Origin of the sequence: Ruegeria profundi, from assembly GCF_001507545.1 — a bacterium.
In the GTDB taxonomy this organism is placed as follows: domain Bacteria; phylum Pseudomonadota; class Alphaproteobacteria; order Rhodobacterales; family Rhodobacteraceae; genus Ruegeria; species Ruegeria profundi.
Window position 1 is genome coordinate 416,580 of the sequence record NZ_LQBP01000001.1, and the last position, 22,866, is coordinate 439,445.

17 protein-coding genes are annotated in these 22,866 nt (G+C 57.0%); 7 read left to right on the plus strand and 10 right to left on the minus strand.

Translation table 11 applies throughout. From position 1 onward, the window contains the following. Positions 1-150 precede the first annotated feature (150 nt). The 3 genes from AVO44_RS02090 to AVO44_RS02100 all read right to left on the minus strand — a co-directional run bounded on the left by AVO44_RS02090 (position 151) and on the right by AVO44_RS02100 (position 4,665). On the minus strand, positions 151-2,505 hold the full coding sequence (locus AVO44_RS02090) for a TRAP transporter large permease (protein WP_068331823.1): 2,355 nt from the start codon (positions 2,503-2,505) through the stop codon (positions 151-153). A 17-nt stretch (positions 2,506-2,522) separates the two neighbouring features. Then, positions 2,523-3,458 (minus strand): TRAP transporter small permease subunit, encoded by a 936-nt coding sequence (locus AVO44_RS02095; protein ID WP_068331826.1) that lies wholly within the window; start codon positions 3,456-3,458, stop codon positions 2,523-2,525. 121 nt (positions 3,459-3,579) lie between these two features. Next, positions 3,580-4,665, minus strand: a complete 1,086-nt coding sequence (locus AVO44_RS02100; RefSeq protein WP_068331828.1) for a TRAP transporter substrate-binding protein — start codon at positions 4,663-4,665, stop codon at positions 3,580-3,582. 232 nt (positions 4,666-4,897) lie between these two features. Here AVO44_RS02100 and AVO44_RS02105 point away from each other — a divergent pair, with 232 nt between their 5' ends. Beyond that, on the plus strand, positions 4,898-6,331 hold the full coding sequence (locus tag AVO44_RS02105) for a cache domain-containing protein (protein ID WP_068331831.1): 1,434 nt from the start codon (positions 4,898-4,900) through the stop codon (positions 6,329-6,331). Continuing rightward, the gene (locus tag AVO44_RS02110; RefSeq protein ID WP_068331834.1) at positions 6,328-6,966 is read left to right on the plus strand and encodes a response regulator transcription factor; all 639 of its coding nucleotides are present in this window, start codon (positions 6,328-6,330) and stop codon (positions 6,964-6,966) included. Before AVO44_RS02105 ends, AVO44_RS02110 begins: the two co-directional genes overlap by 4 nt. A 272-nt stretch (positions 6,967-7,238) precedes the next feature. Here AVO44_RS02110 and AVO44_RS02115 read toward each other — a convergent pair whose 3' ends face one another. Further along, a complete protein-coding gene (locus AVO44_RS02115) occupies positions 7,239-8,084 on the minus strand; it encodes a HalD/BesD family halogenase (RefSeq protein ID WP_068332644.1) in 846 nt (281 codons plus the stop codon). A 423-nt stretch (positions 8,085-8,507) separates the two neighbouring features. On the opposite strand from AVO44_RS02115, the gene AVO44_RS02120 reads away from it, so the two are divergent. From AVO44_RS02120 to AVO44_RS02130, 3 genes are all read left to right on the plus strand, one after another. Next, positions 8,508-10,259 carry an acetolactate synthase 3 large subunit gene (locus AVO44_RS02120; protein ID WP_068331838.1) on the plus strand — a complete coding sequence of 584 codons (1,752 nt, stop codon included), beginning with the start codon at positions 8,508-8,510 and terminating at the stop codon, positions 10,257-10,259. A gap of 66 nt (positions 10,260-10,325) precedes the next feature. Then, a complete protein-coding gene (ilvN, locus tag AVO44_RS02125) occupies positions 10,326-10,886 on the plus strand; it encodes an acetolactate synthase small subunit (protein WP_068331841.1) in 561 nt (186 codons plus the stop codon). Positions 10,887-11,178: 292 nt separating this feature from the next. After that, positions 11,179-11,931, plus strand: a complete 753-nt coding sequence (locus AVO44_RS02130; protein ID WP_082677359.1) for a helix-turn-helix domain-containing protein — start codon at positions 11,179-11,181, stop codon at positions 11,929-11,931. 3 nt (positions 11,932-11,934) lie between these two features. On the opposite strand, the gene AVO44_RS02135 is transcribed toward AVO44_RS02130, so the two are convergent. The 6 genes from AVO44_RS02135 to AVO44_RS02160 form a co-directional block, all read right to left on the minus strand. After that, positions 11,935-12,717: a DUF2189 domain-containing protein gene (locus AVO44_RS02135; RefSeq protein ID WP_068331847.1), complete on the minus strand. Its 783-nt coding sequence runs from the start codon at positions 12,715-12,717 to the stop codon at positions 11,935-11,937. Positions 12,718-12,745: 28 nt separating this feature from the next. After that, complete coding sequence (locus AVO44_RS02140) at positions 12,746-14,140, minus strand: amidase (RefSeq protein WP_068331850.1); 1,395 nt, start codon at positions 14,138-14,140, stop codon at positions 12,746-12,748. A 172-nt stretch (positions 14,141-14,312) separates the two neighbouring features. Continuing rightward, positions 14,313-15,437: a peptide chain release factor 2 gene (gene prfB / locus AVO44_RS02145; protein ID WP_068331853.1), complete on the minus strand. Its 1,125-nt coding sequence runs from the start codon at positions 15,435-15,437 to the stop codon at positions 14,313-14,315. A gap of 90 nt (positions 15,438-15,527) precedes the next feature. Further along, positions 15,528-18,014 (minus strand): penicillin-binding protein 1A, encoded by a 2,487-nt coding sequence (locus AVO44_RS02150; protein ID WP_068331856.1) that lies wholly within the window; start codon positions 18,012-18,014, stop codon positions 15,528-15,530. 95 nt (positions 18,015-18,109) lie between these two features. Continuing rightward, positions 18,110-19,330 (minus strand): N-acetylmuramoyl-L-alanine amidase, encoded by a 1,221-nt coding sequence (locus AVO44_RS02155; protein WP_068331860.1) that lies wholly within the window; start codon positions 19,328-19,330, stop codon positions 18,110-18,112. A gap of 66 nt (positions 19,331-19,396) precedes the next feature. Then, positions 19,397-20,560: a pyridoxal phosphate-dependent aminotransferase gene (locus AVO44_RS02160; protein WP_068331863.1), complete on the minus strand. Its 1,164-nt coding sequence runs from the start codon at positions 20,558-20,560 to the stop codon at positions 19,397-19,399. Here AVO44_RS02160 and AVO44_RS02165 point away from each other — a divergent pair. Continuing rightward, complete coding sequence (locus AVO44_RS02165) at positions 20,559-21,941, plus strand: M48 family metalloprotease (protein WP_068331866.1); 1,383 nt, start codon at positions 20,559-20,561, stop codon at positions 21,939-21,941. The genes AVO44_RS02160 and AVO44_RS02165 overlap by 2 nt on opposite strands. Beyond that, positions 21,938-22,696, plus strand: coding sequence for a DsbA family protein (locus AVO44_RS02170; protein WP_068331869.1), 759 nt, complete (start codon positions 21,938-21,940; stop codon positions 22,694-22,696). The genes AVO44_RS02165 and AVO44_RS02170 overlap by 4 nt, the downstream gene beginning before the upstream one ends. Positions 22,697-22,866 lie beyond the last annotated feature (170 nt).

The window sequence follows — 22,866 nt, forward strand, 5'->3', positions numbered from 1 at the left end:
CCAAGTTGGAGAAAGTTTGCGTTGTCGCCCCTACTATCGGGCGTGACGAATCCGGTGTCTCAGCCTGCTGACCGAACCCAACCAAATAGCAGCAACAAAAAAAGCCGGAGACCCGAAGGCCCCCGGCTGTGTTCTTTTATTCCGAACGGATCAATTCGGGATCAGATCTGGAATGATCGTGACAATCGACGGGAAGGTCCACAGGATGCCGATCCCAACCACTTGGATGATCACGAACGGTATGATCCCGCGGTAGATATGACCGGTTGTCACCTCTTTCGGCGCGACGCCTCGTAGATAGAACAAAGCAAACCCGAACGGTGGTGTTAGGAACGAGGTCTGCAAGTTCACGGCCACCATGATCGTCACCCATTTCGGATCAAATGAGCCACCATAAATCACCGGGCCGACGATTGGGATCACGATGTAAATGATCTCAAGGAAATCCAGCACGAAACCCAGGATGAACAGCACCAGCATCACGATCAGGAAGACAGTGAACTCATTGTCGAAACTGCGCAGGAACTGCTGGATATAGTGCTCACCACCGAACGAGATCACAACCAGGTTCAGAAGTTGCGATCCGATCAGGATGGTGAAAACCATCGAGGTCACCTTGGCCGTCTCACGCACGATTGGGGTCAGAACACCGCCTGAATACAGCACCCAGCACGCAAAAATCAGACCGAACAGCGCGTAGAGGTACGCTGCGTAGGCAATGAAGAAGGCGATCCAGCTTTCAACTGACACACCATCCTGATTGATCCGCAGGTCAAAGTTGATCCCCATCAGCATGCAGATGATGATGGCAAGAGTTGACCAGATGATCACTTTACCGGTGAGACCCTGATCCTGTAGCTTGCGATAGGCCGCCAGCATGATCGCACCACCCGCACCCAGCGCCGCGGCTGGTGTTGGGTTGGTGATACCACCCAGGATCGAGCCAAGCACCGCGATGATCAGAACCAGCGGCGGGAACACCACCCGGATCAGATCATTGGTGGCGCAGCGCTCGGCTGCGAACTTGCAGCCATAGATTGCCAGCGCAAATGGCACCGCCAAAAGCAGGAAAGTGGTCCCGGACGTCGTTGTCGGAGAGATCGCCACAAGGTCAACCAGCAGCATCAGCAGAAGCCCAATGGCCCCCACGATCAGCGGCTGCGTCGATTGTGAAGGGGCAATGCCGCGACCCATCAGCAACGTCAGACCCAGCAGCACGACGATGACCGCAACGCCAGTGCCAATCGGAGCTGCCGCAGCAATCTTGGCATCCTGTGCGGCGGCCAGTTCTTCCTCGGACAGACGTTGTGCCTGCGTGACGCCACCGGCTTCGTCCAGCGCTTGTTGCTCGGCCACGGCCTGATCCCAGGCGGACTGACCGTGAAGTTCGATCATCGAGGCCTTACATTCTTCCGATACGTTGGTACGCAGCGAAGCGCCCTCACCAATATCCGAAAACGCCGAGACAGTGATGTTCTGGCTACCAATGACACCCATATTGCCCAGCAACAGGACGCCAACAATCAGCGCAACAGGCGCACCCAAAAGCCAGGTCAGACCTTCACTGCGGGTAATCGGCTCACCACCGCTACCGCCAAGCTCAACCGCCGGGGCTTTCTCGGGGTTCAGCAAGGCGTAGCCAAAGGCGTAGAGCGCATATAGCAACGCGAGCATGATACCCGGAAGCAACGCTGCCTGGAACAGCGTCCCTACAGAAACAACCGCAGGCTCACCCAGGTAAGTCAATGCGTCCGTACACCCAGCCTCAACCGCGCGGGTCTCCTGAGCGGTTGAATACAGATCGCCCGCCAAAGTCCCCAACAGAACAATCACGATTGACGGTGGGATGATCTGCCCAAGCGTTCCCGAGGCTGCGATAACACCTGTCGCCAGTTCCGGCGCATAGTTGTTCCGCAACATGGTCGGCAGCGCCAGAAGGCCCATCGTCACAACGGTTGCGCCCACGATCCCGGTCGAAGCGGCCAGAAACGCGCCAACGACAACGATCGAAACGGCCAGACCGCCCGGCAAAGGACCGAAGACGCGCGCCATTGTAGTCAGCAGATCATTGGCGATCTTCGACCGCTCCAGCGTGATCCCCATCAGAACGAACATCAGGACGGCCAGCAGTGTCTCGATCGCCTGTCCCGCCAAGACGCGTTCGTTGATGCGGTTGACGATAAAGGACACGTTGCGATCCAACGCGGTTTCCCAACCCGAGGGGAAGACCGGCTCGCCTATCCTTGGTAATTCCGGGAACCGGAATATGGATATCGTCTCTGGCTTTACCCCCGAGTTCACCAAATCCCGATAGGCTTGCGTGCCTGTGTCGATCGCCTGGTGTATCAACAACCCGGCGCTATCCAACGCCGCGATGATCCCGAATGAGATGATACCGGCCCCGCCGATGGCAAAAGCCACCGGGAACCCGGAAAGGATACCTCCGAAAAGGCAGAAAAATACGATAATGAGGCCTATTTCGACGCCATCAAGTCCGAATAGCATTGTCTTGGTCTCCGTCCTTAATGAGCGCCTTCGTAGGCTTCTTCGCCCTCGCCAAGGCTGTCCTTGTCAAGGTATTTTCCATCACTCTCCGGCCCTTCGACATATTCAAGATACGACCGGTACAAGAATGCGACTGCCTGCAGAAACACCAGCCCGGCAAACGCCACCAGCATGATCTTGAACAGGAAATACGCGGTGAATCCGTTGGGGCTGAAGCCGATGGTCTCGACATTCCATCGCATTGCCCTGGCCTTCATCAAAAGACGATCCAGTGTGTCGCTGGCCGATGGTTTCGGCACGATCAGATGCCGCCACATGAAATACCAGCCATACATCCAGACCAGAACCGCCAGTGGCATCATGAAGAAGACAGAGCCCAGCATGTCGACCACCTTCTTGGTGCCGAACCGCGCTGGCGCATACAGCAGGTCAACGCGCACATGTCCGCCCTGGACAAACGTGTAGCCCACACAAAAGGACACCACCAACGCGTTGTAAAACTTCAGCATTTCTGCATACCAGCTGATGTCAAATTGCACTGGAATACCAAACGCGATCACGATGTCGGGCCTTGTGAAAATGCGCTGCATGATCACGATGATGATCTGTTGCAGCACCATCAGCAGACCGGCCCATGCAAAGAACCGGCCAAGGGTGTTTGTGAATCCTTCAAGCACCCTGACACAGCCCCACATGAAGGGGTTGCGAATTATACCGATGATCGTGATGACCAGAAGAATTGCAAAAACGGCAAAGAAGAACTCAACCGACCCGCCATAGTAGACGAAGCGCATGACAGCTTCTTTGTCGGACCAATCCAGCCAAAGGCCCGGATGGGTCACCGCGTAGCCGATATTGTAAAAGGCTTGCGCCAGATTTTGCAGAACCCAGACTATCCCGCCGCCGATTGCGGCAAGAGCGTCGGTCAAACCAACCGAGCTGCTATCGTCCATGATGTCCCTCACTCATCTGAATGTCCGTGGCCTCTACTTTAGCAGGGGTCCGCAGATTCAGAGAATATCTATTGAAAAGAGGCCCCACATGCGTGAGGCCTCAAGGATTTCAGGCTGTTACTTAGCCACCCAGAACGCGGACACGCTGTTGGACATAGTAGCCGTCGGATTTGTTGATCCACGACGCCGATGTTGCCAGCGATTCCTCGAACGATGTCCGGATGCGGGCAAACAGCTCGTCACCCATGTTCTCGTCCATGACTTCGGCAGATGCTTTTCCGAACGCATCCCAGACATCATCCGAGAACTGCAGCGTCTTGACGCCCTGCGACTGCAGGCGCGCCAACGCGGCACCGTTATTGGCCAGCGTTTCTGCCAGCTGATAGTGGGTTGTGGCCATCGACGCATAGCGCATGATTGCCTGTTGCGCAGGGGTCAACTCGTTCCAGACGTCCAGGTTAACGGACGACGACAGACCCGAGCCCGGTTCGTGGAAGCCAGCGGTGTAGTAGACCTTGGCAACTTCCTGGAACCCGGCGCGTTCATCGGCCATGGGGCCAACCCATTCCAGACCATCCAGTGCACCCGAAGACAGCGCCTGATACAGTTCACCACCGGGAATGTTCTGAACGGACGCGCCCAGTTTACCCAAAACCTTACCGCCCAGACCGGGCATACGGAACTTCAACCCGTTGAAGTCCGCGGCCGAGTTGATCTCGTTGCGGAACCAGCCACCGGACTGCGAACCCGAGTTTCCTGCCAGCAGGCCTTTGAGGTTAAAGATCTGGCCCAGCTCGTCATGCAGCTCTTCACCGCCGCCGTGATAGTACCAGTTGGTCAGTTCCTGCGCGGTTCCGCCAAAAGGAACGGCCGTGAAATAGGCATATCCGGGGTGTTGACCGATAAAGTAGTAGTCGGCCGAGTGATACATATCCGCCTGACCCGATGAAACAGCGTCGAATACTTCCAGCGCGCCCACCAGTTCGCCCGGTGCTTTCTTTTCAATGGTCAACTGACCGTCGGACATCTCGCCGACCATCTGCTCCATATAGGTGGCGGCGTCATCCAGAACGGCAAAGCCGCGCGGCCAGGATGTCACCATTGTCAGGGTCCGCTTACCCTGAGCATAGGCAGGTGCGGCCAGCGCCGTTGCTGCCGCCGCGCTGCTGCCCAGAGCGGTGGTTTTCAAAAATGAACGACGATCCATTTAGTCAGTCCTCCCAAAGTCGTGGTCTGCCCGTTGGGGCAGTTGATCGTTTTCAGTGTCGGGCATCATATCGCCGCGACCAGTGAAGAAAATACCTACTACTACGTAGAAACCGCCTTTCTTTGGGCCAAACCATTGGATTTGCCCCGGATTATTTCGGTTTTGCCCTTATCTACGTAACCTCGGACGGCTGGACTTTGCTTTTTGTGCAAAATTTGAATATCGCAGGGGTATGGGGAGATTCCGGAACGTCTTTCGACCAAACTATGCGCAGAAGCTGTCGCTGCTGGCCACGTTGCCGCTCATCGTTGCGGTGGCCGCAATTGCGATCCTTGTAGCGGACCAATCCCGCAAACTCGCCGAAGGCGAAATTGTTCAGCTTGAGGAACAGCTTATCGAAGCCAAGAAGGCAGAATTACGTAACTACGTGACCCAAGCCCGCAACGGATTCTATTTCGTCTACGGTTCTGCTCAACCCGATGATCAGGAGGCAAAGGATCAGGTGACGCAGATCCTGTCGGCGATGATCTACGGCGATGACGGGTTTTTCTTTGTCTATGATTACGATGGTAACAATCTTGTCAGCCCACGCCAGACCGAGTTCATCAACAAGAACTGGAGCGGCCTGACCGATAGCGAAGGCACGCCGATTGTGGACGAGTTGATTCGGGTCGCAAGGCAGGGTGCTGGATATCACACCTATCTCTGGCCCAAACCCTCAACCGGGGAAGAGGCGCAGATGATCACCTACGTGACCAGTTTTCCCAATTGGCAGTGGGCGGTCGGCACTGGCGTTTTCATAGACGATGTCGTCGCCTCGATCGCCGCAGCCCGGGCCGAGGTCGAGACCCGCGTGCAGCGGACGTTCTACTATATTGGCGGGATCACTCTGGCGGCAGTCCTGATTGTCTTTGCCTCAGGTATGTTCCTGAATTTTCGCGAGCGGCGACTGGCGGATGCCAAGCTGAAAGAGTTGACGCAGCGGGTGCTCGACACGCAAGAGGAAGAACGCGGTCGCGTGGCGCGCGAACTGCATGATGGTATCAGTCAGATGTTGGTTGGCGTTCGCTATGCATTGGACAACGCCCGGCGTCGGCTTGAACGCGGGGACGACGAGGCCGCCCGCGACCCTCTCTATAAAGGCATAGAAAATCTGGGCACTGCCATCATCGAGGTCCGCCGCATAAGCCGCGATCTGCGCCCTGGCGTCTTGGACGATCTGGGCCTCGGCCCTGCGTTGCAGGCGCTGACAGATGATTTCAGTGAGCGTACCGGCATCGAAACGGAATTCTCAACCGTGGTTTTCCGCAACCGGCTGGATCAAGAATCCAAGATCGCGCTGTACAGGATAGCGCAGGAAGCCCTGACAAATATCGAGCGTCACGCAGATGCGACCCGCGTTACTATTGACCTGCGTGGCCACCAGAAAGGCGCTACCATGCGCATTACAGATAATGGCCGCGGTCTTCCGCGTGAGCCGGGTCATGCAAGCTCGGGCATCGGATTGCGCAACATGCAAGAGCGGATCGAACAGCTTGACGGCTCCCTGCGGATTCTGTCATCACGCGGTCCGCAAGGCGGCACCGTGATCGAAGTCACCCTACCCCTCAGCCACCTGTTGCCACCGCAGGAAGAAGCCACATTGAACCGAAAGGCCGGCACATGACGATTCGAGTTCTGATAGTCGATGACCACCCGATGGTGGCCGAAGGGATTCAGTCGATCCTTGAAAGCTATCCCGAGATCGAAGTCGTCGGCACGCTCGGAACCGGGCAAGAGGCCGTCGATCAGGCCGCGGATCTGGCCCCTGATGTCATCCTGATGGATTTGAACATGCCCGGCCTTGGCGGGCTGGGTGCTACCGAGATCATTCTCGAACGCCTGCCGGACACGCGCATCCTGATCCTGTCGATGCATGACAGCCCGGAATATATCTCAACCGCGCTCAGCCATGGCGCAAAGGGCTATGTGCTGAAAGACGTCCCTACGGACGAGATCAAACAGGCAATCGACGCGGTTATGCGAGGTGAGCGGTACCTGTGCACTGGTGCCAGCGGCTCGCTGCAACCCAAACTGGACGGCACGCGTGATGCACTGACGGGGCGCGAACAGACAATTCTGCTCGAACTGGCGCAGGGCAAATCCAACAAGGAAGTTGCGCTGGTCCTCGACATATCGGTTCGAACGGTTGAGACGCATCGCAAGAACATCAAGCGCAAGCTCGGCATTTCTTCAACCGCAGGGCTGACCCGCTACGCGATGGAGCACGGCGTACTTCAGGGCACCAGCCCGGGCTTTTAGACGCCACCGCAGCGCGCAGCGCTGCCCGGCCCAACCGGCGGACATGCGCCCCCGGCGCATCGACAACGGGCGGGAGCGTTCATGGCCAGAGATTTACGCCCTTGGCCGAATATGCTGACCAAAAAAGCCAGCGTTCCGTCTTCGTCAGCCACTTGAGGCTCGCGCTGTTGATACGGCTGGTCAAAGGGTGGACGCACACAAAACAAACGGCGAAAGCTGCAAAACCTTAGGCATCCGAGCCTCTGGTTTGTCTCACATCAACCTGACACAGTTTAGTCCAACAGTTCGTCGTTTCTCATCCCTTCCCGGTCATGATGATGAGGCAATACGCGCCCGTAAAGCTGCCGTGTGCGCTCAACCCCACCACACATCCCCTGGGCTTCGACAAAAGAGAAAATGCCAACGTATCGGCTGCGTTCACCGGATACCGGCGCGACCCTGTGCAGCGCGTAGCGCCCTTTGAAAATCTGCAAATCACCCGGCTGTAACTCCAGTTCGCGCACCTGCGTCCTGTCTCCATCCAGGATCGAGGCCACAGCCGCGAAGTTTTCATTCTCCGGCGTTCTCAGATTGGGCACGTATTCAAATGCGCCACCGGCGTCTCCGTTCTGAATGGCGAGGGTGACCGTGTAATTATTGGTATCGAAATGCCAAGGAAAACCCTGCCCTTCTTCGACCACGTTTACGATGACGTCCGCCAGTGGGTCATCGTAGCGAAAGAAATGGTCTTCGGGCTCATCCAGCGCGTCCCGGATAAACGGCATAAACCACGCGTATTCATATATCCGGCGCAGAGGGCCGGACGCAGGAAAATTATCAGCCGGCACAAATGCGTTTGAACGATCATAAAATCGACGTAACGGATGACCAATGCCAAGGCTGGGATCATCTTTGGTGAAATAGGCATTCGTCCGGTTAAAGGACCGATGGGCTTTCGGGGCGACCTTGTCAGCCTCGCGCACCAAAAGGTCCAGCCCGTCCTGGTGCACAAATCCGGGCAGGACCGCGCAACCATCCTGATCCAGCGCGCGCCTCAAATCGGTGATCATCTGATCATAAGCCCGAGACCCCTGCCGATCGATTGGATACCGTCCAAGATCAACCAAGTCGTGTAGCATCATTCGCCTCCCTGAACTGTCCGCCTGCGATAAGCGTGAAACAGAGAAACGCGCGGCTCATGTCTGTTTCGGACATCGCGCTGACGCTTTTTGACCTGCCAAAATCCCCACAGCGTTAGGTAATCAGGATGAAATTCTCGAAAATTCCCTACCTGCGGCAATCTGCGCAATAAAATGTCGCAAAATCAGCAATTGAGGTTACAAAATTGGTACGATTGCCTGTTGACGACTTCAGCGCCCGCCCATAATGTCCCTCCAAGCTAAAAAGGAGCCTCTGGCGATGAAAACGCTAGTCGTAATCGTAGGAACAACGCGCATGGGCCGGTAACGGTAAACCATAATCGAACCCATGCGCCTCCGAAAAATCTCGGGGGCTTTTTTTATGCGAAACGCAAGACACATGTCGCGAACGGAGCAAAGCAGATGACACGTGAGATGACCGGCGCAAAGATGGTGGTTCAAGCCCTCAAGGATCAGGGCGTGGACACGGTATTCGGATACCCTGGTGGCGCCGTCCTACCGATCTATGATGAGATCTTTCTGCAAAACGACATTCGTCACATTCTGGTGCGGCATGAGCAAGGCGCGGTACACGCTGCCGAAGGATATGCCCGCTCGACCGGCAAGCCGGGCGTCGCGCTTGTGACCTCGGGTCCCGGTGCCACCAACGCGGTGACCGGCCTGACGGATGCGTTGATGGACTCGATCCCGATTGTGGTTCTGACCGGTCAGGTGCCGACCTTCATGATCGGCTCGGACGCATTCCAAGAGGCTGATACGGTGGGCATCACCCGCCCTTGCACCAAGCACAACTGGCTCGTCAAGGAAACGGACACGCTGGCCGAAACGGTGCACGAGGCGTTTCATGTCGCCACCTCGGGCCGTCCGGGGCCGGTATTGATCGACATTCCCAAAGACGTTCAGTTTGCGTCCGGGAAATACAGCCCGCCGAAACCGTCGACCTCGCATTACCAGCCGGTTCTGAAAGGCGATCTTGAAGAGATCACAGAGCTGGTTGCTGCGATAGAGACGGCGAAAAAGCCCGTCTTTTACACCGGTGGCGGTGTCATCAACTCGGGTCCTGCGGCCAGCCAATTGCTGCGCGAACTTGTTGACGCGACGGGCTTCCCGATCACCTCGACCCTTATGGGCCTTGGCGCATATCCGGCGTCCGGCGAAAACTGGTTGGGCATGCTGGGCATGCATGGTCTTTACGAGGCCAACCTTGCGATGCATGACTGCGACCTGATGATCAACATTGGCGCGCGGTTCGATGACCGGATCACCGGACGGATTGATGCGTTCTCGCCAAAGTCAAAAAAGGCGCATATCGACATTGATCCATCGTCGATCAACAAGGTTATCCGCGTGGACATACCGATTGTTGGCGATGTGGCTCATGTGCTTGAAGACATCCTGAAGGTCTGGAAGGCGCGCGGGCGCAAGACCAATGCCGCCGCTGTCAAGAAGTGGCAGGCGCAGATCAGCGAATGGCGCAAGGTGAATTGCCTTGCCTACACCAACAGCGAAAAGTCGATCAAACCACAATACGCGCTGCAACGCCTTGAAGAACTGACCAAAAACCACGATCGCTACATCGCGACCGAGGTTGGTCAGCATCAGATGTGGGCGGCACAGTATTTGGGTTTCGAAGATCCTAACCGCTGGATGACATCTGGCGGATTGGGGACGATGGGTTACGGCTTTCCGGCCTCCATTGGCGTGCAAATGGCCCATCCTGACGCGCTGGTCATCAACGTGGCGGGCGAAGCATCGTGGCTGATGAACATGCAAGAGATGGGCACAGCCGTTCAATACCGCCTGCCCGTTAAGCAGTTCATCCTGAACAACGAACGTCTGGGCATGGTGCGCCAGTGGCAGGAACTGCTGCATGGTGAGCGGTATTCGCATTCCTGGTCCGAGGCTCTGCCCGATTTTGTCAAACTCGCCGAAGCGTTTGGGGCCAAGGGTATCTTGTGCTCGGACCCTGCCGATCTTGATGATGCGATCATGGAAATGATCAACTATGACGGCCCGGTGATCTTTGACTGCCTGGTTGAAAAGCACGAAAATTGCTTCCCCATGATCCCGTCCGGCAAGGCACATAACGAGATGCTGCTGGGTGAGGCCGAAACGCAGGGCGTGATCGACAGCAAAGGCTCGGTTCTGGTTTAAAGCACGCGACGAATTTTGTCGGGCGTCCTGGCGCCCGACACCACAAGGATGATGAAAGGGACATAAATGTCTGCCCTACATATCAAAAAAGGCGCCACACGCCATTCTGCCTATAACCTACGCCCAACATTTTCCGACCTGCAGGAACGCCACACGATTGCGCTTTTGGTCGAGAATGAACCCGGTGTCCTGGCACGCGTGATCGGGCTGTTTTCGGGCCGTGGCTACAACATCGAAAGCCTGACCGTGGCAGAGGTGGACCATACCGGGCATCTCAGCCGCATTACCATCGTGACCGTCGGCACACCGCAAGTTATTGAACAGATCAAGGCGCAGCTGGGCCGGATCGTCCCCGTCCATGAAGTGCATGACCTGACCGTTGAAGGGGACGCGGTTGAGCGCGAGCTTGCCATCATCAAGGTTGTCGGCGCGGGCGACAAACGGGTCGAAGCGCTGCGGCTGGCTGATATTTTCCGCGCCAACGTGGTCGACAGTACGTTGGGCTCCTTCATCTTTGAGATCACCGGCGCACCGGACAAAATCGATGCGTTTGCTGACCTGATGCGCCCGCTGGGTCTGGTTGAAGTGGCGCGCACCGGCGTCGCAGCACTGCTTCGCGGAGAGTGATCCGCACCCCACCCTTACGAATTGCACGTTAAGGGTGGGTTTTTTTAATGGTTTTTTGCCATACATTTGCCACTTTTTGTAAATGCAGCGTTTATTCGTGGAATAGAGCTAAAAAGATCACACAAAATAGGATAAAGCCTATTGCGTTTGTAGGATTGAACGTTAGCCTCAGGGACTGTCGTGGCGTAGGGATGCGCCCGGCCTTGTAATATTTGCGTGCTTATGCGTTGTTTCGGCCTCCGGGTCAAAGCCGCGATGTACGCTAGTCAAGTCGCTGGAACCTGAGACGCTTATGGCAAAAGATTTTCGTAACCCGGACGAACTACGTAGGATGTTCGGCGCGAATCTCAGGCAGCTTGCCAAGCAATACAGCTCCATTTCGGAACTTTGCCGACACTTGGGCGTCAACCGAACCCAATTCAACAGATATCTTGGCGGTGAAAGCTTTCCGCGGCCTGATGTTCTTGACCGAATTTGCCGCTTTTTTGACGTCGACGCCCGCATATTGCTGCAACCACTGGACGAAATCGACAGATCACCGCCGCACCCTGCTGCAGCCGCCTTGACCGAATTCTTAGGGTCAGGCCCAAAAACACTGACCGAGAGCCTGCTTCCGGCGGGGTTTTACTATGCGACGGAGACCGAGGTGGATGAACATCAACCCTCGCGGCACAGGCTATATTACGTTCGCCGGTTACCGCAATGCACGCTGGTGCGCGGGTTTGAGCCCAAGGCCAGCATGCCCGGCGCCACCCCGAACGAGCGCGAAGTGCAGGGCATCGCAGCCAGTGCCGGGCGACAAATCTATATCCTTATGTCCAGCCGTGCGGCGCAAAACAGTCGGATCTACTTGGTTACGCGCGGGTCAGATGAAAATTCTGACCATTGGCGCGGGGTGGCAATCTGTCTGTCGAAAACCACAGCTAATGTTGCGACGACCCGACGTATTCTTTTACGCCATCTAGGAAATGACACGTCATCCGTACTGGCCGCAGCGCGAACCGCCCAGCGGGCCGAGCGGACCTTCCAGCAAGGGGCGAAATAGACATCACGCGGTGCTTGCCTCGGATGCCTGTGTGATCAACCGGTACAAATGCCAGCTTGCGTGCCCCAGTATCGGCAACACAACCAACAGGCCCAAAAACCACGGAATCATGGCCACAAAGGTCAAAACCGCAATAAACGCCCCCCATGACAGCATGATGATCAGGTGGTCGCGGACATAGCTGAAGCTGGCGATCATGGCCGACACGAAATCCAGCTCTCGGTCCAGAAGCATCGGGATCGAAAGTACAGTGATCATGTACAGCACGGTGGCAAACACGGCCCCAACCGCAGTGCCCACGGCGAGCATCGTCAGGCCGTTCGGGGTCAGATAAACCTCGGCAGAGGTCGACACGTTGGTCATGGTTGACAGGCCCATAAACAGGGCAAAGATCATGTGCCCCAGAAAGAACCAGAACAGAAACATCACAACAATGATCGCACAGATCGAAGGCAATTGACGACGCCCCTGCTGCACCACAACGCCGAATATTGCGCCAAAATCCAGCTTCTCGCCCTGTTCCAACCGGTGCGAGACCTCATACATCCCGACCGCCACAAACGGTCCGAGCAGCGGAAATCCGATGGCAGCCAGCACCAACCAATAGGACGTACCGGTCTGTATCGTGATCCATGCCATTGCCCAGCCCGCAAGCACATAGAAGCCTGCGAACAGCAACCCAAACAGCGGTGCCCGACGATAATCAGCCCAGGCGCGGCGCAGAGCCTCGCGCAGCATCTCGATGCTTACCGGACCCATGTCCGGTACACCAAATGGTTTGTCCATGTTAATCCTCCTCCCCTCCATTCCAAAATCAGGCCGGTCTTTTCTGTGGCCAGCCAGTCGCCGCATGATAGGCTGCGCCCATCGACAGTATACGGGCATCCGATCCCCGCGAGCCAAAGAGCTGCATTCCCATCGGAAGCCCCCGCGCGCCGAAACCGACAGGAACCGACAGGCACGGCAGGCCAATCAGACTGACAGGCACCACGACCTGCATCCACCTGTGATAGGTGTCCATCTGTGTCCCGGCGATGGCTGTCGGGTACGGCGTTTCAATCTCGAATGGCCAGACCTGAGCTGATGGCAGGATCAGCGCATCATATTCCCTGAACAATTGAGCGGCTCGGCGAAACCACTCAGATCGCACGACACTGGCGTCATGAACCTGCATCGCGGTCAGACTCATACCGCGGTCCAATTCCCATTGCGCGGTCTCTTTCAGCGCATCTCGGTGCCCCGATAGCGAGGCAAGGCTTGCTGCCACGCTCCACGCGCGGAGTGTAACCCAACTCTCCCACATCCGCTCTGCCTCGAAAGGCGGCGTAACCGGGATTATGTCGGCCCCGAGTCGCTCGAGTACCGTCAAAGCATCCCGGCACAGACCAAGTATACCATCCTCAAACGGGAATGCCCCGCCCCAGTCTTTCAGCCACCCAATCCGCAGCCCTTGCAAACTGACTGCCTCCACCGGAGACACAGCCGCGTCGGAGCATCCATGAGGTTGCCGCGGATCAGGCCCCGAAATCACGTCCAACAAAAGGCCCAGATCCTCGGGGCTCCGCGCCATTGGGCCAAGCGTCGAGAGCTGATGCAGGAATCCGTCGCCCAAAGGTTCGGACGGCACCCGCCCCCAACTGGGTCGGAACCCGTACACATTGTTCCACGCGGCGGGGTTGCGCAGACTGCCCATCATGTCCGACCCATCCGCCAATGCGACCATTCCCGTCGCAAGCGCCACGGCAGCACCCCCCGATGAGCCACCGCATGAACGCGTCGGATCGTAAGCATTGCGCGTCGCCCCGTAGACCGGATTGAACGTATGAGAGCCCAAACCGAATTCCGGCGTATTGGTTTTGCCAATCAGAATTGCCCCCGCAGCACGCATACGCGCGGCGATCAGGTCGTCTTTCTCTGGCACATGGTTCCGAAAAATCGGCGAGCCCTGAGAGGACACCACCCCGGCGACATTTATCAGATCCTTGACCGCAATCGGCAATCCGTGCAGCGGGCCTTGAATTCCCCCCTCATCCAGCGCGCGTGCCTCAGCCATCAACTCATCCGGGTCACGCAGGGCAACAATCGCATTCGCCGACCCGTTCACCGCAGCAATTCGATCCAGCGTCAATTGCATCAACTCACGCGCCGAAATCCGTCCGGATTTAATCGCGTTCAACAGATCACGTGCAGTCGTTTGGCTAAGATTCATTTTGGGCTATCCCTGGTGCAAGGTTAGCCTAGCGGGGGCACACCTTCATTTAAACCCTTTGTTTAAATGAAGCTTTTTAAGCGTCCACGGAACCGCATGGATAACATGAGATAGGCCGAGTTTAAATCAGCAATCGCTACAAGAAAGACAAGGGGTAAGCCCCTTGCGTAGCTTAGTCGCCCTGCGCCTCGGATCGGCTTTTGCCCGCCACGTTCAGCGCAAGTGTCGCTGCCATGAATCCGTCCAGATCACCATCCAGAACACCCTTGGTGTCCGAAGTTTCAAAATTCGTGCGCAGATCTTTGACCATTTGATAAGGCTGCAAAACGTAAGACCTGATCTGGTTGCCCCAACCTGCATCGCCTTTGGCTTCATGGGCTGCGTTGATGTCCGCGTTCCGACGGTCCAGCTCTTGCTGGTACAAACGCGATTTCAGGGCCTTCATCGCGATGTCCCGGTTCTGGTGTTGCGATTTCTCGGACGAGGTTACGACAATACCTGTAGGAATATGTGTGATCCGCACCGCCGAATCCGTGGTGTTCACGTGCTGACCACCTGCGCCCGAAGACCGGTAAGTATCGATGCGGATATCAGACGGGTTAACTTCAATCTCGATATTGTCGTCGACCACCGGATAAACCCAGACCGAGCAGAAAGAAGTGTGTCGCTTGGCCGCCGAGTCGAAGGGTGAAATTCTGACCAAACGGTGCACGCCACTTTCAGACTTTAACCAGCCATAGGCGTTATGACCGGATATTTTATAGGCGGCAGATTTAATCCCCGCCTCCTCGCCTGCGGTCTCAGACTGCAATTCGACCGTATAGCCCTTTTTTTCGGCCCACCGCACATACATCCGCGCAAGCATCGAAGCCCAGTCGCAACTTTCGGTCCCGCCCGCGCCCGAGTTGATTTCGAGGAAGGTATCATTACCGTCGGCCTCGCCGTCCAGCAACGCCTCAAGCTCTTTTTTGGCGGCTTTGGATTTCAGGCCCTTTATGGCCTGCTCGGCGTCGGTTACGACCTCTTCATCCTCTTCCATCTCGCCCAGTTCGATCAGCTCGATATTATCGTTCAGGTCGGTTTTGATGGATTCGTAGGTCTCAATTGCATCGACCAGAAGCTGCCGGTCACGCATCAGTTTCTGCGCGTTTTCCGGGTCATCCCACAGATTGGGGTCCTCGACACGCGCATTGAACTCTTCAAGTCGATGTGGAGCGGTTTCATAGTCCATACGCTGCGCCAGCAGCTCTAGTGACTTTTCAATCTCTGCCACGATGTTCTGGGTTTCGGCGCGCATGGTCTTGTTCCAACTCACTCAATAAGGACTGCCTGATAGCAAGAGGTTACGGGCACCACAAGACAGCAGCGCCGCGAAACACTTCAGATGTCAGTAGAGGCCACCGCCCTGTAGATCACCCTGGCTGGCATTGGGTCCAACGGTGACGGTACTGCCGGTTGACGTGGTGACCTGACGGCCCGAGCTTGCCTCTTCAAATAGCGGCAAGTCAGACCCCATCGCAAACCCACCGTCATAGACGCGGTCGATAAAGCCATCGACGCCGTCGCGGAAATATTCTGCCACCACATAGTCACCGGTGGCATCTTCCGGCAGCCGCGCGCCGCTGAAACGGTCGATTTTTATGAATTGACCACCCGGTGGTACCTCGAACGGTCCACCCCCATATTTCTCAACCGCTTTCTCCATGAAGCTTTGGAAGACCGGACCGCACAACGTGCCGCCATAAGCCCCCCGCCCCATCGGACGCGGGCGGTCATAGCCGATATAGCAGCCAGCCACGATGTTCGAGGTGAAACCGATGAACCACGCATCCTTGGATTCGTTGGTGGTGCCTGTCTTACCCGCCGTCGGTACAGGCAGGTTGACAACTGAAGACGCCGTACCGCGATCGACAACGCCTTTCATCATCGACGTCAACTGATACGCGGTAATCGCATCCATGACCTGCCAGCGATCAGTCACGATAGTGGGCGACTCGTCTGGCTCCAGCCAGCCCGAATTACAGTCCACGCACTGGCGGTCATCATGGCGGTAGATGGTCTTGCCGAACCGGTCCTGAATACGGTCGACCAGCGTGGGCTCAACCCGCTCACCGCCATTTGCAAACATCGCGTAGGCCGCGACCATTTTGTAAAGCGTCGTTTCCTCGGCACCTAGCGAATTGGCCAGGAATGCACCCATCCGGTCATAAACGCCAAAGCGTTCCGCGTATCCTGCGACCACAGGCATCGTGACCTCTTGCGCCAGACGGATCGTCATCAGGTTTCGCGATTGCTCAATCCCCGTCCGCAGCGGCGTGGGACCGTAGAATTTGTTCGTAGAGTTCTTGGGACGCCACAAACCCTGCGGCGTATTCACCTCGATCGGAGCATCAACAACAATCGTCGCCGGGCTATAGCCGCTGTCCAGCGCTGCCGCATACACGAAGGGTTTGAAGCTCGACCCCGGCTGGCGCTGTGCCTGCGTGGCGCGGTTGAACACCGAGTCCTGATACGAGAACCCGCCCTGCATCGCCAGAACACGCCCCGAGTTTACATCCATCGCAACAAAGCCGCCCTGCACTTCGGGCACCTGTCGGGCGGACCACTGGCCTTCCTCGCCAGCCATTACCAGAATAACATCGCCGCGTTTAAAGTTTGCCGCGAAGTCGCCCTGCATCCACGAGATATCAGACCGTGGAATAACACCGTCTGCTGGTCCATCCTCAATGCCCACGGTCAGCGACTGTTCGGCCACGTTCAAAACCACTGCCGGGTACCACTGTGTTGGCAGCACCACGTCGCGTGGGATTTCCATGATCGCAAGCGCCTCACGCCACTGGGTCTCATCGGCCAGTTTTTCTTCGGGGATTACCTCACCCGTGCCGCGCCATCTGCCACGCGACCGGTCGTATTTCTGTAAGGCAGTGCGCAGCGCCTTGGCCGCTTCGACCTGCATTTCCTCATCCACCGAGGCGCGCACGGTGAAGCCGCCGGTAAAGAACTCACCCTCACCAAAATCCTCGCTCAGTTGGCGGCGAATTTCGTCAGTGAAGTAATCACGTGGCGGCAAGGCTGTGCGGAAGCTTTCAAAATCACCGTTCTGAACCGAGCGCAGCGGTTGTGCGACTTCGTGTTCATAAGTGGCCTGATCAATGTAGCCGTTCTGCTGCATCTCGCGCAGCACATAGTTCCGACGCGCCAGCAACCGATCCTTTTGCCGAACAGGGTGGTAATCAGACGGCGCTTTTGGCATCGCTGCCAGCGTCGCGGCCTCGTGCGGTTCCAACTCTTGCAGTGTTTTGTTGAAATAAGTCTGCGCAGCCGCTGTTACGCCATAGGAGTTCTGACCCAGAAAAATCTCGTTCATGTAGAGTTCGAGAATCTGTTCCTTATCCAGCGTATCCTCAAGCCGGGTGGCGAGGATGATCTCTTTGATCTTTCGCTCGGCGCGTCGATCACCAGACAACAGAAAGTTCTTCATGACCTGCTGCGTAATCGTCGAAGCACCGCGTACGTTTTCGCCCTTGGATTTCACTGCCTCGACACCAGCGGCAATGATCCCGCGCGGGTCATATCCCTGATGGGTGTAGAAATTCTTGTCTTCGGCCGAGATAAACGCCTGCTTCACCAGATCAGGTATCTCTTCCGACGGAGTAAAAAGGCGTCGTTCCTGCGCGAACTCGTCAATCAGCTGCCCCTTGCCCGAATAAATCCGGCTGATCGTCGGCGGTTTGTACTGCGCCAGCGATTCATGGCTGGGCAGGTCGCGCCCATACATCCAGAAGATCGCGCCGATCACCAGCGCGGCCATGAAAATACCCAAGGTAACGAGGCTGAAGATTGCCCCGAAAAACGAAAGAATGAAACGGATCACGTCACTGCCTTTTACTCGCGCTGCCGCCTATATAGTGATGCCCCGTTGCGAGGTCAAAACGTGGTGGCTTATATTAGCCGGTTTGCGCCGCAGGGTCACTGGCCAATCATGGACCTTTTTACCTGATCATCCCGGCGCCATTGCTCTAACCCGTGCAGAATCCCACGCGCCATGGCTTTGCGCCATTCGGGGTCCTTTATGTTTCTGAGGTCTCTGGTGTTTGAGAGAAACCCAAGTTCCACCAAGACGGAAGGAATATCAGCAGCCTTGAGAACAGAGAAAGACGCCCTGCGGACTGGGTGGTTGTTCATCGGCCCACCCTGCTGCGCCATCCCGCCCGCAAGCGCCCGAGCCAGGGCGTCGGTGCGGGGCTTGGTTTCCTGGCGGGCAATGTCCAGCAGCACATCGGCTACTTGGTCATCTGCCCCGCTTAGATCGATACCCGAAATCAGGTCGCCCCGGTCATGACGTTCAGCCAACTTGCGGCTGGCGATGTCCGACGCATCGTCGGACAGCGTGTAAATAGCTGCTCCGTGCGCTTGTCCTTCCGACAGGATATCTGCGTGCAACGAGATAAAAACATCCGCGCCCGCCCGGTGTGCCAAAGCAATGCGGCGTTCCAGACTAACAAAGTGGTCATCGTCACGCGTCAGCATCACCTGATAGCCACCGGCACGCAGCAGAGTTTCGCGCATCTCGCGTGCGAAGGTCAGCATCAGGGTTTTCTCATTCGTCCCGCCGGCCTCGGCACCCGGATCAATGCCACCGTGGCCGGGGTCCAGCATAACGAGTAATGGGCGCGTGCCATCGCGCCCCGGCGCTGCAGGCCGGACTGCTGGTTCCGGCAAGTCCCAGTCCGGTTGGCGCGGTGCGCCGGCACTGGCGGCAAAACTGTCGAAATCAGTGCCGCGTAACCCCAGTGAAAGATGCGCTGTTCCGTTCACCTGATCAACGCGCATGTCCGCGGTATCCACGGCCAGCGGAGCACCAAGCTCTAACACCATCCGCGACCAACCCGGAACATACGCACCAAATTTCACGTCGCTGATCCGGTCAGTCTGCAAAAAACTGTCGACCTCAAGCCCTGTCCAATCAACTTCCTGGAAATCCAGAACCATTCGATAGGGATCGCGAAGGGTGAAAACCCGGTATGGCACACCCTGGCTTAAACCAAGATCGACGCGAACACCCGCGCGACCGTGATCCGCAATACGGCTCTGATCGGGCAGAATGCGCGCAAGCGCACTGAAGTCGTGCGCAAGCGCAGTACCCGTCAGCGCCCAGATCAGGGCGATGGTGTAGAAAATCCTGCTCATGGCTTCAAGTTTTCCCGAGATCGTTTGACCAACAGCCTAACCGACCCGCGCTGTTTTGTGAACGGGTTACGCTGGTGTTGTGCGCGCCGCACGTTGCGCCATGAAACGCTGCAGGCGAAGCAACCCTTCTTCGATATCTTCGGACGCGCGGGCATAGGAAAACCGCAGCGTGTGATGGCCCCTCACCGGGTCGAAATCCAGCCCAGGCGTAACGGCCACCCCGGCCTTTTCGAGAATTTCAGCAGCAAAGGCGCGGCTATCATCGGTCAGGTCAGAGACATCGGCATAGACGTAGAAAGCCCCGTCAGGCGGTGCAATATTGGTAAACCCTGCCTTCGGCAGACCATCCAGCATCAGCGCGCGATTGCGGCGATTTACGTCCAGGTTGGCCTGAAGCTCGTCTTCACAATCCATAGCCGCCAGCGCCGCGACCTGGCTGGCGTGCGGGGCGCAGATGAACATGTTCTGGGCAATGCGTTCGATCACGCGCACCTGATCTTCAGGCACGACCAGCCATCCGACCCGCCAGCCTGTCATTGAAAAATACTTTGAGAATGAGTTGATGACGTAGCACTCATCCGTCACTTCCAGCGCGGTCACGGCTTTGGCCTCATATTCCAGACCGTGGTAAATCTCATCACTGATAAAGGACGCCCCCTGCCCGTGCGCCGCCTCGATCAGCGCGGACATGGCGGTGTGATCCAACATCGTGCCGGTGGGGTTGGCCGGGGACGCAACCATCAGACCTTGCAGGTCGAGCCCGGCAAAATCAGCAGGCACCGGCTGCAAACGGTTTTCAGGCGCAGTCGGCAGATCGACCGGAACCAAACCCAGCGCCTTGAGGATCTGCCGGTAAGATGGATAGCCCGGCGCGCCGATGCCGACCCGGTCTCCGCTGTCGAACAGCGCCGTAAACGCAAGAAGGAATCCGCCCGACGAGCCCGGCGTAATCACCACCCGATCCGGATTCAGATCTAGGTTATACCACTCGCCGTAAAGCCGCGCGATCCGCTGGCGCAGCGCGGGCAGACCCAAAGCCACTGTGTATCCCAACGGGCCCTGCTCCATTGCTTGTGACAGCGCCTTGGTCGCCCCAGTGGGTGCGCCGGTTCCAGGCTGGCCCACCTCCATGTGGATAATGTGGCGCCCGGCTTCTTCGGCGCGGCGAGCGGCCTCCATCACGTCCATCACGATAAAAGGATCGACCCCGGACCGGGTTGAGTTTTTCATGCCCATCTCCCATGTTGCGACCATGGCTTTTGAACGCTTATGCAGGGTGGCGTCAATCCCGGCCGTGTTGCTGGCAGCAGTGACATGGATGGCAAGCGTTGTTCCGGCATCCGCGCAAGGTTTGATTCGGGACCCCGATATCGAACACGGGTTGCGGGAACTGGCCTTTCCGATACTGCGTGCCGCCGGTTTGAATACAAATCGGGTTAGAATTCTGGTTGTCAATGACGGCACATTCAACGCCTTTGTCATCGACTATGGTGCGATCTATTTGAATTACGGGCTGATTTTGTCGGTTGATAGCCCCGATATGCTGCAAGCGGTCATCGCGCACGAGGCCGCGCATATCGCCAATGGCCATCTGGCCAGGCGCGTTGAGAACCTGGGGGCTGCGAACCGTAACGCCGGAATTGGCACTGCGCTGGCTCTGATTGCAGCAATTGCCGGCGGAGGCGAAGCCGCAGCAGGTATCGCTGCGGGCACCCAAAGCGCGGCTTTGCGCAGCTTTCTGAGCCACACGCGCACCGAAGAAGCCTCAGCCGATCGCAGCGCCGCCAGCTATCTCAGGTCGGCGGGAGTTTCGCCCGCTGGTATGGTTGCGTTACATCGAAAATTCGCAGGGCAAGAACTGCTGAACCCGGTCAATCAAGACCCCTATATGCGTTCGCACCCCACCAGCCGCGAACGTCTGCGCGCGGCCGAGGCCTTTCTGGACCAATACGGCGACTGGTCGAAGACAGACCCAAATGCCGAGTACTGGTTCGCGCGTGTGAAAGGTAAATTATCCGCCTTCCTTCGGTCATCAACGTGGACTATGCGGCGCGCGAAAGAAGAAACCGCGCAGGACATACGCCTGATGCGCGAAGCAGCGGCCTTTCATCGAAACCGTAATCTGCCATCAGCCCGATCTGCGATAGATGGCGCATTGGCTATTCGTCCGGACGATCCGTTCTATTATGAGTTAAAGGGCCAGATCTTGCTGGAAAACCGCCAGTTGCAGGACGCAGTCACTGCCTATAGCAATGCTGTGGACAAAGCCCCGAATAACGCATTGATTCTTGCTGGCTACGGACGTGCCCTTTTAGCAAGCGGTCAAACGAAGAAAGCATTACAAGCGCTTGAAAAAGCAAGACAAAGAGACTACCTGAATGCCCGCCTGATGCATGACCTTGGAATGGCGTATGCGAAGGTTGGAAACAACGGAATGGCTTCGGTCGTGACCGCAGAACGATATGCTTTGCAAGGCCAATTGGCCGACGCGGGTATTCATGCAAAACGCGCCTTGGGACAACTGCCCGAAGGCTCACCAGGTTGGCAACGGGCACAGGACGTGTTGATTGCCTCGGAACGCGCAAAGAAAGCGAAAAGGAAACTGAAATGATCCTCAGACGTGCAGCACCCGCCCTTGTCGGGCTTTCCCTTTTGACCGGCCCGGCCCTGGCGTTGGACCTGAACGCGCTCAGCGATGCTGAAAAAGCAGAGTTTGGCGCACAGGTGCGCGAATACCTGTTGGAGAACCCCGAAGTGATCCTTGAAGCGATCGACATCCTGGAACAGCGCAATGCCGCGCTGGAAGTGGCGGCCGACAAAGAACTGGTCAAGGCAAATACGGATGAGTTGTTCAACGACGGCTATAGCTGGGTCGGCGGCAACCCCGAGGGCGACATTACCTTGGTCGAGTTCATGGATTACCGCTGTGGCTATTGCCGCCGCGCAGTGTCCGAGGTTGCCAGCCTGCTGGCCGAAGATGGCAATATCCGCTTTGTAATTAAGGAATTTCCGATCCTGGGTGAGGCCTCGGTCCTGTCCTCGCGCTTTGCCGTGGCTACCAAACACGTCGCCGGTGACGACGCGTATAAACAGGTCCATGACGCCCTGATGGAATTCAACGGTGAACCGAATGAGATTTCTTTGCGCCGTATTTCTGACGGTTTGGGATTGGACAGCGACGCAATCATTGCGGCGATGGACAGTGACCAGGTGACTGACGAAATCTCCCGCACCCGTGCACTGGCCCAGCGTATGAATATCTCGGGAACGCCGTCTTTCGTCCTAGGTACCGAAATGCTGCGCGGCTTCCTGCCGGCCGAGCAAATGCAACAAATCGCCGACGGTGTACGCGCAAGTCGTAGCTAAACAATAGGGGCGGATAATCCGCCCCCTACCCGATTGAGGGGGCATCGGAGAAAAAAAAGCACATTCATTAAGCTCCGATTTGCCCTCTAGTCGCAAAACGCTGCAAAAGGGCTGCATCACCGATCAGCCACAGCTCTCTTAGCTGCGCCGGGAAGGACCACAGGCTGAAT

Bases quoted from the DNA above. Each gene is read 5' to 3' on its own strand.
- AVO44_RS02115 (WP_068332644.1), bottom strand. From the start codon at position 8,084: ATGCTACACGACTTGGTTGATCTTGGACGGTATCCAATCGATCGGCAG.
- AVO44_RS02095 (WP_068331826.1), bottom strand. From the start codon at position 3,458: ATGGACGATAGCAGCTCGGTTGGTTTGACCGACGCTCTTGCCGCAATC.
- AVO44_RS02110 (WP_068331834.1), top strand. From the start codon at position 6,328: ATGACGATTCGAGTTCTGATAGTCGATGACCACCCGATGGTGGCCGAA.
- AVO44_RS02120 (WP_068331838.1), top strand. From the start codon at position 8,508: ATGACACGTGAGATGACCGGCGCAAAGATGGTGGTTCAAGCCCTCAAG.
- AVO44_RS02170 (WP_068331869.1), top strand. From the start codon at position 21,938: ATGATCCTCAGACGTGCAGCACCCGCCCTTGTCGGGCTTTCCCTTTTG.
- AVO44_RS02160 (WP_068331863.1), bottom strand. From the start codon at position 20,560: ATGAAAAACTCAACCCGGTCCGGGGTCGATCCTTTTATCGTGATGGAC.
- prfB (WP_068331853.1), bottom strand. From the start codon at position 15,437: ATGCGCGCCGAAACCCAGAACATCGTGGCAGAGATTGAAAAGTCACTA.
- AVO44_RS02140 (WP_068331850.1), bottom strand. From the start codon at position 14,140: ATGAATCTTAGCCAAACGACTGCACGTGATCTGTTGAACGCGATTAAA.
- AVO44_RS02165 (WP_068331866.1), top strand. From the start codon at position 20,559: ATGCCCATCTCCCATGTTGCGACCATGGCTTTTGAACGCTTATGCAGG.
- ilvN (WP_068331841.1), top strand. From the start codon at position 10,326: ATGTCTGCCCTACATATCAAAAAAGGCGCCACACGCCATTCTGCCTAT.
- AVO44_RS02105 (WP_068331831.1), top strand. From the start codon at position 4,898: ATGGGGAGATTCCGGAACGTCTTTCGACCAAACTATGCGCAGAAGCTG.
- AVO44_RS02100 (WP_068331828.1), bottom strand. From the start codon at position 4,665: ATGGATCGTCGTTCATTTTTGAAAACCACCGCTCTGGGCAGCAGCGCG.
- AVO44_RS02135 (WP_068331847.1), bottom strand. From the start codon at position 12,717: ATGGACAAACCATTTGGTGTACCGGACATGGGTCCGGTAAGCATCGAG.
- AVO44_RS02130 (WP_082677359.1), top strand. From the start codon at position 11,179: ATGGCAAAAGATTTTCGTAACCCGGACGAACTACGTAGGATGTTCGGC.
- AVO44_RS02155 (WP_068331860.1), bottom strand. From the start codon at position 19,330: ATGAGCAGGATTTTCTACACCATCGCCCTGATCTGGGCGCTGACGGGT.
- AVO44_RS02090 (WP_068331823.1), bottom strand. From the start codon at position 2,505: ATGCTATTCGGACTTGATGGCGTCGAAATAGGCCTCATTATCGTATTT.